The 13,257-nt window shown below is 51.7% G+C and carries 17 protein-coding genes; 5 read left to right on the top strand and 12 right to left on the bottom strand.

Features of this window, described 5'->3' with window-relative positions; translation table 11 throughout:
• Positions 1-948: a VanZ family protein gene (locus JWG43_RS13595; protein ID WP_205243488.1), complete on the bottom strand. Its 948-nt coding sequence runs from the start codon at positions 946-948 to the stop codon at positions 1-3.
• 289 nt (positions 949-1,237) lie between these two features.
• Positions 1,238-2,275, bottom strand: coding sequence for an MBL fold metallo-hydrolase (locus tag JWG43_RS13590; protein ID WP_205243487.1), 1,038 nt, complete (start codon positions 2,273-2,275; stop codon positions 1,238-1,240).
• A gap of 325 nt (positions 2,276-2,600) precedes the next feature.
• Here JWG43_RS13590 and JWG43_RS13585 point away from each other — a divergent pair, with 325 nt between their 5' ends.
• Positions 2,601-2,855 (top strand): ComEA family DNA-binding protein, encoded by a 255-nt coding sequence (locus JWG43_RS13585; protein WP_205243486.1) that lies wholly within the window; start codon positions 2,601-2,603, stop codon positions 2,853-2,855.
• A gap of 276 nt (positions 2,856-3,131) precedes the next feature.
• On the opposite strand, the gene JWG43_RS13580 is transcribed toward JWG43_RS13585, so the two are convergent.
• From JWG43_RS13580 to JWG43_RS13565, 4 genes are all read right to left on the bottom strand, one after another.
• Positions 3,132-4,841 (bottom strand): bifunctional sulfate adenylyltransferase/adenylylsulfate kinase, encoded by a 1,710-nt coding sequence (locus JWG43_RS13580; protein ID WP_205243485.1) that lies wholly within the window; start codon positions 4,839-4,841, stop codon positions 3,132-3,134.
• A 239-nt stretch (positions 4,842-5,080) separates the two neighbouring features.
• Positions 5,081-5,452, bottom strand: coding sequence for a HepT-like ribonuclease domain-containing protein (locus JWG43_RS13575; protein WP_205243484.1), 372 nt, complete (start codon positions 5,450-5,452; stop codon positions 5,081-5,083).
• Positions 5,445-5,735 carry a nucleotidyltransferase family protein gene (locus JWG43_RS13570; protein WP_205243483.1) on the bottom strand — a complete coding sequence of 97 codons (291 nt, stop codon included), beginning with the start codon at positions 5,733-5,735 and terminating at the stop codon, positions 5,445-5,447. Before JWG43_RS13570 ends, JWG43_RS13575 begins: the two co-directional genes overlap by 8 nt.
• A 182-nt stretch (positions 5,736-5,917) precedes the next feature.
• Positions 5,918-6,229, bottom strand: a complete 312-nt coding sequence (locus JWG43_RS13565; RefSeq protein ID WP_205243482.1) for a hypothetical protein — start codon at positions 6,227-6,229, stop codon at positions 5,918-5,920.
• Between the two features lie 291 nt (positions 6,230-6,520).
• Between JWG43_RS13565 and JWG43_RS20060 the strand changes: the two genes are divergently transcribed.
• From JWG43_RS20060 to JWG43_RS13545, 4 genes are all read left to right on the top strand, one after another.
• Entirely contained in the window at positions 6,521-7,057 is a 537-nt protein-coding gene (locus JWG43_RS20060) for a type II toxin-antitoxin system Phd/YefM family antitoxin (RefSeq protein ID WP_338033270.1), read from the top strand.
• Complete coding sequence (locus tag JWG43_RS13555; RefSeq protein WP_205243481.1) at positions 7,057-7,344, top strand: type II toxin-antitoxin system RelE family toxin; 288 nt, start codon at positions 7,057-7,059, stop codon at positions 7,342-7,344. Before JWG43_RS20060 ends, JWG43_RS13555 begins: the two co-directional genes overlap by 1 nt.
• A 220-nt stretch (positions 7,345-7,564) precedes the next feature.
• Entirely contained in the window at positions 7,565-7,819 is a 255-nt protein-coding gene (locus JWG43_RS13550; RefSeq protein WP_205243480.1) for a type II toxin-antitoxin system Phd/YefM family antitoxin, read from the top strand.
• On the top strand, positions 7,819-8,250 hold the full coding sequence (locus JWG43_RS13545) for a type II toxin-antitoxin system VapC family toxin (RefSeq protein WP_205243479.1): 432 nt from the start codon (positions 7,819-7,821) through the stop codon (positions 8,248-8,250). The genes JWG43_RS13550 and JWG43_RS13545 overlap by 1 nt, the downstream gene beginning before the upstream one ends.
• Before the next feature lie 418 nt (positions 8,251-8,668).
• Here JWG43_RS13545 and JWG43_RS13540 read toward each other — a convergent pair whose 3' ends face one another.
• The 6 genes from JWG43_RS13540 to JWG43_RS13515 all read right to left on the bottom strand — a co-directional run bounded on the left by JWG43_RS13540 (position 8,669) and on the right by JWG43_RS13515 (position 13,118).
• Entirely contained in the window at positions 8,669-9,088 is a 420-nt protein-coding gene (locus tag JWG43_RS13540; RefSeq protein WP_205243478.1) for a type II toxin-antitoxin system VapC family toxin, read from the bottom strand.
• Complete coding sequence (locus JWG43_RS13535; protein WP_205243477.1) at positions 9,085-9,339, bottom strand: FitA-like ribbon-helix-helix domain-containing protein; 255 nt, start codon at positions 9,337-9,339, stop codon at positions 9,085-9,087. Before JWG43_RS13535 ends, JWG43_RS13540 begins: the two co-directional genes overlap by 4 nt.
• Before the next feature lie 289 nt (positions 9,340-9,628).
• A complete protein-coding gene (locus JWG43_RS13530; RefSeq protein ID WP_205243476.1) occupies positions 9,629-10,639 on the bottom strand; it encodes an Rpn family recombination-promoting nuclease/putative transposase in 1,011 nt (336 codons plus the stop codon).
• Positions 10,640-10,916: 277 nt separating this feature from the next.
• Positions 10,917-11,612 (bottom strand): Rpn family recombination-promoting nuclease/putative transposase, encoded by a 696-nt coding sequence (locus JWG43_RS13525; RefSeq protein WP_205243475.1) that lies wholly within the window; start codon positions 11,610-11,612, stop codon positions 10,917-10,919.
• 167 nt (positions 11,613-11,779) lie between these two features.
• Entirely contained in the window at positions 11,780-12,127 is a 348-nt protein-coding gene (locus JWG43_RS13520) for an Rpn family recombination-promoting nuclease/putative transposase (protein WP_205243474.1), read from the bottom strand.
• Positions 12,128-12,440: 313 nt separating this feature from the next.
• The gene (locus JWG43_RS13515; RefSeq protein ID WP_338033272.1) at positions 12,441-13,118 is read right to left on the bottom strand and encodes an exopolysaccharide biosynthesis polyprenyl glycosylphosphotransferase; all 678 of its coding nucleotides are present in this window, start codon (positions 13,116-13,118) and stop codon (positions 12,441-12,443) included.
• Between the last annotated feature and the right edge of the window lie 139 nt (positions 13,119-13,257).

Here is a 13,257-nt window from a genome sequence, read left to right as displayed (position 1 = left end):
TTACCTGCTGAGATACACATGATCCAGATACAAGGCCAGTGGATCAGGCTGCTGAACTACAAAAAGACCAAATCCATGGATACGGCTCATATCCATGCTCCGTTCCCTGGGGGCATTTTTCACTGCTTCCAGGGAAACGACCAGATCGTTCCATCCCGGGGCCAGAGAAAAGCGCTGGTTGAAACGATCATGAAAACCGGCGCCGCTGGTTCGGTGGAGGAGATCATGCACCCGGCAATGGAGTTCAAGATTCTCCGTCAGGGGGTTATAGACGCTGAAATGCAGGGTTTGATACCCACGCCAGTCGCCGGGAAAATGAAACAGCGAGACACCCGAGTATTTGGCGGTGGACAATTGGACCCGCACCGATTTTCTCCCGTGGCGGACCTGTTCCTTTTCCTCCCGGAGCTGACGGGGATCCATCCAGCGAAATCGTTCAAAGGGTGTCTCAAAATCGGACAGCACTGGAAACTGGGCCACGGCCAGGCGTTCGTCAAACACCGCTTTGGTCAGCGGCCACAAAGTTATGGCCAACAAAACCAGAACTACACCTCTGAACAGGACTTGCCACCTGTGCCGACTGAAAAGCGGTGGACGGGTCACCAGGGCAAAAGCCAGCAGGCAGCCCAATTGGTTACGGAGCAGATCAAAAGGATCGGGAGCACGGCCGTTGACCAGCAACTGCAGATACTCCACCAGCAGACCGACCAGGAAAACAACCACAAACACATACACAAAACTCTTGGCCCGAGACCATACATACTTCCTGCCCCTGAGCTGTTCAAAGAGCCAGAGGGAAAAGAGGAAAAAAAAGAGGACATGCCCGAGGTTCCAGGCAGCCTGGAACGATCGTGAACTATAATAACCGGGGCCGCCAATGAAAAAAAAAGGGGTGCCGATCAACATCAGCACCAGGCAACCGGCTTGAATGTACCGTGTATGGTTCACGCTTACCGGCCCCCCCAGGCCCCTGGTCCATTTGCAGGAACAGGTCGTTGGTACCGACAGTGTATCGGTTGTCCAGGTATGGCCACAACAATATTCATAACTCCAATCGGTTCAAAAAGAAACAGCGCAAACAAGGCGGGAAATGGACACTCTCCAGTTGGATGGTAAAGGGGATTGCCGATAAATTCACCAAAAATACTTCCTAAAATTAGGGACACTTCCCCTATTTCTCTTTTTCCCGAAAAAAAAGGAGAAATAGGGGAAGTGTCCCTAATTTTAGGTTCCCGCATCAGGGGACCCACCAATGCTCCCCTACCTTCATTGCGCGAAAACGACCCTCAGGTACCTGGTACTCCTCCATGGCAGTCTGCAGATCCCGCAAGGGTGCCTCATATCCGGTATCTGTCAGTTGAAAGGTGTTATAATGGATGGGAATCGTCAAGGGAGCCCCCAACAATTGGTAGGCCAGGACCGCTTCCTCCGGATTCATGTGGTTGGAGCCCATGAACCAGCGGGGTTCATAGGAACCGATGGGCAGAACAGCCAACCGAAAGGTCCCGAATTTCTCCCGAGCGGCCCGGAAATTTTTACCTTCGCCGTAGCCGGAGTCCCCGACAAAGTACAAATTGCCTCCGGGCGTGGTAATGACAAAGGCAGCCCACAGGGCCCGGTTGCGGTCAAACAGACCGCGGGCCGACCAGTGGTGCATGGGCTCCAGGTACACGGTGACTTCAGGGGCCACCTCCACCCGGTCGCCCCAATCATACGCCTCCACCACGGCCTCTGGAATACGGGCGTGGATGATGGTGTCGTTGCCCAGGGGGACAATGATCCGGGGCTGATCCCGGTGCCAGATAGTGGCAATGGTGGCCAGATCAAGATGATCGTAATGGTTGTGGCTGATCAGAACCAGATCCACCGGCGGCAGATCTTCAAAACGGATCCCTGGTGGATACACCCGCCTGGGTCCGGCCCAGGAAAAAGGACTGGCCCGGTCCGACCATACCGGATCGGTGAGAATATTGAGTCCCTGGGTCTGGAGTAGCAGGGTCACATGACCGACAAAGGAAACCCGCAGCAGATCACCCTCAACCAGGGCCGGTGGTTTATCGGTGTATTCCAATTCCCGGTACGGCGGCCATGGCTGTTTATCACGGTTCACCATCCATTTCAGCAGATCAAAATAATTTTTATCCATGGGGGACCCGGGATTGGCAAACCGGACGCCATCAAAATGATCCGTGACCGGACCCTGGTAATACTGCGGCGCGCAGGAAACCTGCAAGGCCGTGAGCAGAAAGATGGGCAGGATACGTTTCAAATTCATAATCAGTACCAACAGAGGAAATCAGGGACACTTCCCCTATTTCTCCAAAAGAAAGAAGAAATTAGGGACACTTCCCCTATTTCTCCAAAAGAAAGGAGAAATAGGGGAAGTGTCCCTGATTTCCCTAATTTCCCAAACATCACACAGAAAAAAATAAAAAAAATGAAAACCCCAAATTGCCTGCAGCAGAACAAATCTCGTACTATTGATGGGTGATTTCAGCCTGTTAAGCACTGAGATGCATTTGACATTCCTTTTTTACGAGGCCTATCATGTAAAGAACATTAACCTTGCTTTGCAACAAAAACCACCAAAGGAGACAGGTATGAAAAAGTTGATCGTGGCCCTGATGCTCGTACTTTTCCTGGCAACCGCTGGATTTGCCAGAGTCAACATCAACACCGCCAATGGCGATGAGTTGGCTACCCTGCCAGGAATCGGACAGGTCAAGGCTGAATCCATCATCGAGTACCGCACCGTGAACGGCGACTTCAAATCCGTTGCCGATCTCACCAAGGTCAGCGGTATCGGCGACAAAACCCTGGAAAGAATAAAAGACAATATTACCATTGACGAGTGATTTTCGCTCGTGTCCATCCGGTTCCGCACGGCAGCGGAACCGGATGCAGAAATTAGGGACACTTCCCCTAGGAAATTAGGAAATTAGGGACACTTCCCCTAGGAAATTAGGAAATTAGGGACACTTCCCCTATTTCTCCTTTTCTGCAAAGAAAAGGAGAAATAGGGGAAGTGTCCCTAATTTCCTGTGGCAGAGAGAAGTTTCATATAAACATCAATACTTCGGTGGGCAAACGGCTGTATCGTTTGCCCACGCGTGTATACCCTCCCCAACCCCCTACGCCACAAACCCCTGTTCTTCCAGATACAGCAAAATCTCCTGCACCGCCTCCGCCGGGGTCATGGTGCTGGTATCAATGGTCAACTCGGGATTAACCGGCGGCACATACGGATCCGAAATTCCGGTCACCCCCTTGACCAACCCCTGGCGCGCCTTGGCATATAACCCTTTGCGATCCCGTTGTTCGCATACCGCCAGCGGGGTGGACACATAGACCTCGATATACCCGCCATACCGGCTGATCAACTCCCTATTAGCTGCCCGAGAGGCCTCATACGGGGCAATGGGCGCACACAACGCTATACCGCCGTTCTTGGTGATCTCACTGGCAACAAAGCCGATCCTGGTCACATTGAGATTGCGGTGCTCTTCGCTGAAATTCAACTCGGACGACAAATTCTTGCGGACAATATCCCCATCCAGCAGGGTCACCGGTCGATCATTCATTTCCATGAACCGCACCATGAGCACCTTGGCGATGGTCGACTTGCCCGACCCGGACAAACCGGTCAAAAACACCGTGAACCCCTGCCGGGATCGAGGCGGGAAGGCCCGGCGCAGCACATCGATGACACCGGTAAAAGAATACCAGGCCGGTATTTCCAGTCCCCATTGCAAACGTCGCTTCAACTCCTGGGAAGTGATGGTTTTCACTGCGGAATCCGCACCGGCCGCATCCAGGAAAACATACTGGGCCTTGTCCTCGTCATAGCCCATGGCCCGTTCCGGCACCATCTCGACCCCGGTCTCGGCGGCCCTGTCCGCCACCAACTGCTGAGCCGCTCCCAGAGGATAAAAAAGCTTGTCCCCGAAATGGGCAAAGGGATCGCCATGGTCGCCAGCCACCATGAAATGGCTGCAGCCGTAATTTTTGCGGATGATGGCATGCCAGAGCGCTTCCCGCGGGCCGGCAAAGCGGTCGGCAAGCACGAGAAGACCGAGAAAAATCATGTTGGCCGGGAACTGCTTGACAAATTCCTGGTAGCAATGCACCTGGGTGTAATGGGCGCGATTACCGGGATGATCCAGGCCGGCAACCGGCTGAATGAAAATGTTGGCGTTGATGTCACGGGCCGCGGCCAATACCATTTCCCGATGGGCGCAATGGAGATAATCACGGGAGTGAAAACCCAGCACCCGCCGCCAGCCGTACTGGGTAAAACGCCGATGGGTCTCCGCCGGGGTCGCCCGCAGGGTACGGAAATCATGATGAATGGGCAAGGCTAGTCCTTCAACCTGGCCGCTGACATACCATTCCCTGGTTTTGTGATACAGCGCCTGCACTCCAGGGTGCTGTTCCGCATCTCGCGTGCCGTACACAAGCTCCGCTTCATGGGCTTTATCCGGCCGCCAGATCGAACCCACCGTCAAAATCGCCAGCAGAAAACCCTCTTCATCGTTCAAGGCCACCCGCTGCCCGGTTTGCAGCCGCGAAGCCACCGCCTCGGAGACATCCAGACTGATCGGCATGGGCCATACCGTGCCATCGGTCAGGCGCATCTCTTCCAGCACCCGATTATAATCATCAGGCCCCAGATACCCGTTCAAGGGGTAGAAACCCCGGTTCAGCAGCAATTCAAGATCACATAATTGACGACTGTTCAAATCGATGGCGGTCAAGCCAACAGCTTCTGTCCGCAAAACCTCGGCCCGACGGAAATGAACCAGCAAGCTCTCCGAATATTCAACAGATAACGAATGCGACATATTGCCCCAATAGGATGATTATACCACCGCGTGGGCAGACAAAAAGACGCCTACCCACCCTACAAACCCCTCGATATTATTGACTAAAAATATACCCCCAACGATACTTCGGTAGGGTGGGCAAACGGCCGTATCGTTTGCCCACGCAGATGCAAGGTGTCGCCTTTAAGGTATTGGGCAGATCCCAGAGCCTGTGCAAGTTAGCCCAAACCTGAAAACGATTCAAAAGCATCGTCAGTTCACCGCAGATCTCGGGTCATTTTTCTCACTGTTTCAAGGAGTGGAGGAATTTTACGTTGGCACGTAAAAAAAATAGTTTCCGCATGGATATCCGCATAATGGTGAGTAATGATATCGCGCATACCCATAGCTTTTTTCCAATCAATTTGAGGATATTTCGCAAGGAGCTTTCCTCCGGTGACTTTTTCGAGATTTTTCAGTGACTCTCCTATAACGATCAACATCATGCAGATGGAGTCCAATTTTTCGACTCCAGCTGGATTATCAGTGAAGTCGGATGGTTGGTGTATCACCTGGAAACGATCACAGATCTTGATTGCGGCCCCTTCTATCTGCCGAAGGATTTCCAAGCAGAGTTCCTGGTCATACATACACTGCCTCCTCGTCGATTCTTTTTTTGAGGAAAAGGTTCATATTGTCTCCATAGGTAACAATATCAACCGGACGATGGAGTCTTTCTTCTAATTCTTCCTTTATTCCTAAAAGCATGAACAGGTCGGGTTCCCGGATACGGAGGACAATATCCACATCACTCTTCTCACGAGCATCACCCCGTGCTGTCGAACCAAAAATACCGATGGTTATGATACCGTAATGATCGGCTCGTTCTTTTTTATACATACGCAGAGTGTCGATAATTTTTTCTTTTTCCATTCTCGCTGCCCTTGTTTTTCCATACTTCGAAAAAGTTTACGTGCGATAGCAGGGGAAATCTCTATTTACCAGATATTATTAACCAAAAATCTATCCCCACCGATGCCCGCGTAGGGTGGGCAAACGGCCGTATCGTTTGCCCACGCGGTTCCATGGTACACACTATCCTTCATCATCGATAGTCACGACAAAGGGCGAATGGGTTGCAGACCCTGCCGCACAGGAAGAGGGGGACAAGGAACACGCCCGCATTTGAGATTCCAGTAGGCCCATGACCTGGCATCAAATACACCGGCGGGGGCCTTCTCCAGAACTTCGCGAAAATCTTCCATCCCGACAACACCCTGCAAGGCCTGGAGATCTTCGACAGTCCCATACGTCATCACATGGGCAAGGAAATGCACCGGCTCGGCTAAAGCCTCCTCCGGTTCTTTGAACCAGACAACACGACGAGCAACTTTCAAGAGTTCGGATGTGGTTGGCAAAGGTTTCATGGTGTATGCCATCCTCCTTCCGGCCGTTGAACATACAATAACCAGGTGTGGCGTCTAGCTCGGGCTAAAGCTGCAATTGCGGCGGAGGCAAGATGGAGAGGTTGGGAGAAAAACTGGCCATTAGCAACCTTCGCGAACAAAAAATGGATAATTTGAATTTTAGCAGAGGACAACCGTTTTGTCTAATATTTGCAACGCGATGGAAATCTGCCTGGAAGTCATCCGCAATACCGGGCGTTCGAGCTGCATAAAGGTCAACACCCTCCATGGAAACCAGGCCGTAGGTTGGTGGTGAGGCACGAACCCCACCATCTCACATTATCTTTCTGCCCCCTCTTCCGTGACAAAAAAGCCAAAAGCAGACTTGACCTCTTATTACCCCTTATTACGGGTGGGCAAACGGCCGTATCGTTTGCCCACGCGGATGCAAAATATCACCCTTCAGCAGTGAACAAAACAGGCAACTTAACAACTTGGAGGCCTGACCCCATTCTGCTCGTTGACACCACCATGAAATCAGCTTATTATGTGCAAAATAACGCACAAAGAAAAGGGAAAATTATGCGCGCGAAAGATTACTTATCAGCAACTGCACTCGCAAAAAAGACGTCCGTTACCCTTGAAGCCCTGGAAAAAGGCGACACAGATCGATTTGTTATCCTGAAAAACAATGCTCCCAAGGCTATACTCATGTCCATCGATGCCTACGAGGCCATGGAAGAGGAAATGGAAGATTTGCGCCTCGCCGCCCTGGCCTTGGCCCGCCTGCATACCTTTGAACCGGCTGAAGGTATCTCCCATGAAGAAATGATGAACAAATTTGCCTGATGCGTTGGACCATACTCTACCATCGGGATGTGGCCGGAGATCTGGAAAGCATCGGCCCGGCAGCAGCCCGCCGGGTGATGCGGGCAATTAACGTAAAGCTCACGCAAGCACCGTTGCAGTTCGGTGCCCCGCTTTCCCAGAACCTGGCCGGTTTCCGTAAACTGAGAGTCGGCGACTACCGGGTGGTATACCGCGTCGTCGCCACCAAGGTTTTTGTTTATGTTCTGGCGGTTGGCCCTCGGCGCGATAAGGAAATATACATTGATGCCGTCCGGCGATTGGATTGAGAAACAGCTACCGCGTGGGCAGGCAAAAAGACGCCTGCCCACCCTACAACTCTTGGCTCGTGGGTGCGCTCGTGTCCTGATAAGAAACTAGCATCCAAGCCTGTTTCCACCTGCTGGCATGGCAACTAGGTGGTCTGACCCCGTATATTGTACTATTTCCTTGCACAATGGCAGCGCATGTAGCAATGTTACTACATGAAAATCCAAAAGGAGGTGCATTATGCCTATCACAACAATATCCAGCCGTGAATTCAATCAACATATCAGCGAGGCAAAAAAGGCCGCAAATAATGGCCCGGTGTTTATCACCGACAGAGGCCGGCCGGCCCATGTTCTTTTGAGCATGAAAGAGTATCAACAGCTTTCCGGGAGCAGGCAGAAGATTGCCGATCTTCTGGCCATGCCCGGCAGCGAAGACCTTGAGTTGGAAATCCCCCGGTCTGGTGAGGTCCCACGTACTGCTGAGCTTTTGTAATGTTCATTCTTGACACGAATGTAGTCTCCGAGCTGAGGAAAGTCCGCCTCGGCAAGGCTGATGAAAATGTTGCTCAATGGGCTGATAGCGTCGACACGCCCGACCTCTATCTTTCAGTGGTAACAATTCAGGAATTAGAGATCGGGGTACTTCTTGCCGAACGACGTGATCCGGAAAAAGGGGCCATTTTCAGGATCTGGCTTGACAGCCATGTTCTCCCAGCCTTTGCGGGCCGTATTCTGCCGATCGACCTGGCGGTCGCTCTCCAGAGCGCAAAATTACACGTTCCGAACCCTCATCCGATCCGGGATGGACTGATCGCGGCCACAGCCTTGGTTCACGGTATGGCAGTTGTCACTCGCAATGTCGATGATTTTAAAGGGACAGGTGTCCAGATATTCAATCCTTGGGATCCGGATCCATCGTGTTGATTTTCACAGCCATGGGAAAGAGGTCCTGGTTTGTTGGCAAAAATCGGTGCATGGTTGGAAACATACGGACATCCTTGACAATACGTACCTTGAATGACCTTATTATTTCCCACCTGAATCCGTGAGCGTTCGTCCGTGCGTCAGCTTCGTTGTTCGTGGCCGTTCGATTAAAGTACACTTTATCGGACGGTTACGGGCAATGAAGATGACGTGCGGACGGATGGCCCGAAGGGCGGCTGGTGAAAGGTGTTGTCAAGGATTCTATTGTAATTATAACATGATTACAGCAAGATATATTCAAAGCAAGAGTCCAGCCGTCACGGATTCAGGTCCCAATAAAGGCCAGGTATCAGGAGGAAACCCCTAATTCTCCACTACGGCAACTTAACGACTTGGAGGCCTGACCCCTTTTCGCTTTTTAATCATCCCAAGGGTTGATAACGTTGACACCCGCGGCTTGGAATGGACTGACATCTCGTGTCGCGACGCTGAATCTGTTCGTAGCAGCAATAGACGCAATATATCCATCTGCTGCGGCAATTGCTACGCCGACGGATTTGGCTTTTGCCATGAGCTCAGCATAAGCGGTTGTGCAGTCGATATCAAACGGACGTACACGTCCGGCAAACAGCGGCAGAATTTGATTTTCCAGACTGGTTTGCAGTTCATCTCGTCGCTTGCCAACGGGAAGATTGGCAACTCCACAACGCAGTTCTGCCACGGTGATTGCTGATAAATAGAGCGTTTCCAGTGATTGTGCATCAATCCAGTTAATAACACGGGTTTCAGGAGCACGACGCAACGGCTCGGAAATGACATTTGTATCCAAGAGTATCATGCAAAATCCACAGGTTTGGCCGGAGTTTTATCTCGGGTCTGCTCAAGAAACAAAAACTCATCATCGCTCAAATTGATTTTGCGACCAATGCAGGCAAGTAAAGAACCAAGTTTTATCCTTCCTTCCGGCTGGACGGCTTTTTCCAGTATCTCACGCATTTCAGCTTCGGCGCTTCGGCCATGCTGTGCGGCTCTTACCCGCAAAGCGCGATGAACCTCATCCGGCACGTTTCTAATAGTGACTGATGGCATGATTTCACCTCATCCATGTGCTTTAATTGCTTTCATTGTATCACGATGCAAGCAATTAAAGCAAGAGATACCGCGGGGGCAGGCAAAAAGAAGCCTGCCCACCCTTACAAACCCTCCGATATTATTGACCAAACAGCAATCACCACCGATGCCCGGGTAGGGTGGGCAAACGGTCATATCGTTTGCCCACGCGGTTCCGAGGTGTCGCCCTTAAGATGTTTGCCGGCATTACCTCAGCAAGAGCCCGTAGATGGGGGTGAGGCACGTACCCCAACATCACGTCGTGATTTTAATTACCCCGGATAGACGTAAGCCAGGCGTGAATCTCCTCAAAGCTGACGGCATCGAGGATTTTCTCGCTCAACGTATCCTGCTGTTCCGGGGTCAGCTCCTGAAGCAGAGGCAGGAGCCGATCCGCACCCTCGGGATATCTTTTCCCAAGCAGGCGGAGCAGCACCCGGCTGGCACCTTCTGACCTGCCTTCCATCCTGCCTTCCATCCTGCCTTCCATCCTACCTTCCTGTTTCAATTGTTCATAAGTGGTCATGAGAAAATCCTCCACATCGTGTTTTTTTATGGTCTCGATGACCATCCGGCCCAGTTGTTCTTTGGGGATATCGCCTATCTGCAGGGCATATCGAAATACGATTTCAAGGTATTGGGCAAACCCTGGTGCCTGCAGGAGTTCATTCAAGGTTGTAAACGCTTTTTCCAGCTTCCCCAGGTTTTCTCTTTCGGGCAACCCATAGGCGATGAACAAATCGCTTAAAATCCGTACCATGGCATTACCGGTCAATTCTTCCATGCCATGGGGAGACAAATCAAAGAGCTTGCAATGAAATGCCGGTGTATAGGGTAGAAAGCACTGATGAGGCACATCCACAAGATCCGCAAAGGTCACTGGCCCCTGCCAGCCCCTGGAGCCATGAAACACCACCAAGGGAATGATGGGCGGCAACCGTTCGCAGCCAGGTGTCTCTCTTTGAAATCGTTTCCACACCCGAACCATGTAACTGAGCAGGCGCAGCATCATCCACCCATCCGGGCTGCTCTGATGTTCGATTAAAAGATACACGTATCCCGGCCGGTTGGCAACCGTGACCGAGAAGAGTAAATCCGCCTCGGATTGAGTAAATTGCGCATCGATGAACGAGGTCTGCACCACGGCCAGGGTATCAAGATCCAGGTGGGTCACCAGTTCGGCAGGCAGATTAGCAGCCAGGAAACTGGCCGCGTTTTCCGGTTCACCGAGAACCTGCTTGATCAATTTGTCATGGGGATTGTTGATTTCTTGCGACATGGTGTAATTTTCTCATGGTTTAAGGCGGGGGAAAGAGATTGTACGATACCGCGTGGGCAGGCAAAAGGACGCCTGCCCACCCTACAAAACCATCGATATTGTTGACTAAAATCCTAAAACCACCGATGTCTGGGTAGGGTGGGCAAACGGCTGTATCGTTTGCCCACGCGGATTCGATTCAGGTGAAAAACCGTAAAGGGAAATCAGGGACATCCATTGACCCTGGGAGAAGATTGAGATTCATTGGGATAAAGCATGAACCCCAACAAGATTAACTTCAATTACCCCGGATAGACGTAAGCCAGGCGTGAATCTCCTCAAAGCTGACGGCATCGAGGATCTTCTCGCTCAAGGCATCCTGCTGTTCCGGGGTCAGCTCCTGAAGCAGAGGCAGGAGCCGATCCGCACCCTCGGGATATCTTTTCCCAAGCAGGCGGAGCAGCACCCGGCTGGCACCTTCTGACCTGCCTTCCATCCTGCCTTCCTGTTTCAATTGTTCATAAGTGGTCATGAGAAAATCCTCCACATCGTGTTTTTTAATGGTCTCGATGACCATCCGCCCCAGTTGTTCTTTGGGGATATCGCCTATCTGCAGGGCATATCGGAATACGATTTCAAGGTATTGAGCAAACCCTGGAGCCTGCAGGAGTTCATTCAAGGTTGTAAACGCTTTTTCCAGCTTCCCCAAGCCGTCTCTTTCGGGCAACCCATGGGCGATGAACAAATCGCTTAAAATCCGTACCATGGCATTACCGGTCAATTCTTCCATGCCATGAGGAGACAAATCAAAGAGCTTGCATTGAAAGGCCGGCGTGTAGGGCAGAAAGCACTGATGAGGCACATCCACAAGATCCGCAAAGGTCACTGGCCCCTGCCAGCCCCTGGAGCCATGAAACACCACCAAGGGAATGATGGGCGGCAACCGTTCGCAGCCAGGTGTCTCTCGTTGAAACCGTTTCCACACCTGAACCATGTAACTGCCCTGGATCCGTGAGCGTTCATCCGTGCGTCAGCTTTGTTGTCCGTAACCGTTCGATTAAAGTAAACTTTATCGAACGGTTACGGGCAATAAAGATGGCGTGCGGACGGACGCCCCGAAGGGCGGCGGGTGAAGGCGTTTTATGAAAAATGTATCTACACTTATACTCTGATTACAGACAAATATATCCAAAACAAGAAGCCCGCCGTCACGGATTCAGGGCTGAGCAGGCGCAGCATCATCCACCCATCCGGGCTACTCTGATGTTCGATTAAAAGATACACGTATCCCGGCCGGTTGGCAACAGTGACCGAGAAGAGTAAATCCGCTTCGGATTGAGCAAATTGCGCATCGATGAACGAGGTCTGCACCACGGCCAGGCTATCAAGATCCAGGTGCGTCACCAGTTCAGCGGGGAGGTTGGCGGCCAGGAAACTGGCGGCGTTTTCCGGTTCACCGAGCACCTGCTTGATCAATTTGTCATGGGGATTGTCAATTTCTTGCGACATTGTCTGGTTTTCTCATGGTTCAAGGCGGGGGAAAGAGATTGTACGATACCGCGTGGGCCGTGGGCAGGAAAAAAGACTCCTGCTCACCCTACCAACCCCACGATATTACTGACCAAACAGCAATCAACACCGATGCTCCGTAGGGTGGGCAAACGGCTGTATCGTTTGCCCACGCAGGTTCGATTCAGGCGGAAAAACATAAAGGGAAATCAAAGACATCCATTGACCCCGGCATAAAATTGAGACCCGTTGGGGTGAGGCACGAATCCCAACACCAACCTGCTTTCATTTCCCGGGGCAATCCGTAAAAAAATCAGCGTGACCCTTTTTGAAAAAGCACGGTTTTGACTGTTCTGAACACAATGAGCAAATCAAGAAAAAATGACTGATTCTTGATGTAATACAGATCATACTCCAGTTTTCGCAGGGCATCCTCTTCCGACGCGCCATAGGGGTAACAGATCTGGGCCCAACCGGTGATGCCCGGCTTGGCAAAATGACGTAGAGCGTAATAGGGCAATGTATCCACCAGTTGCTCGACAAACACCGGTCGCTCCGGCCGAGGTCCGACAAAACTCATCTCCCCCTTGATCACATTCCACATCTGCGGGATTTCATCGATGCGCACCTTGCGGATAAATCCTCCCACTCGGGTAACCCGGGCATCGTTGGAGCATGCCCACACCGCACCGTTTTTCTCCGCGTCCTGGCGCATGGAGCGGAACTTGATAATGGAGAAAACCCTGCCCTTCGCCCCCACCCGCTCCTGCCGGTAAAAAATCGGCCCTGGCGATTCAAGCTTAATCAGGATCGCCGTGATCACGGTAATAGGCAGGCTGACAACAAGGCCGAACAAAGCCAGGAAAAAATCAAGAATCCGTTTAAGCAGTGATGATATTTTGCTGTAGTTAAACCCATCAGAAAAAATCAGCCAGGCGGGATTCATCTTTTCCACCAGGATTTTTCCCGAGATGCCCTCGTGAAACGAGATGGCATCTTCGATCTGTCAACTCCCCACAAATAGCCCTGGGGTCAATACACTATTCAACAGCTACTACGGAGGAGGGTGACTCTGTTTGAACAGCAACCATGCCACCAAGATCCAGTGCAGGGCGATAATGCCCCGGCAG

The sequence above is a fragment of the Desulfobulbus alkaliphilus genome (genome assembly GCF_016918545.1).
Classification (GTDB): Bacteria; Desulfobacterota; Desulfobulbia; order Desulfobulbales; family Desulfobulbaceae; genus Desulfobulbus; species Desulfobulbus alkaliphilus.
This window is presented reverse-complemented; position numbering and strand designations above follow the sequence as displayed.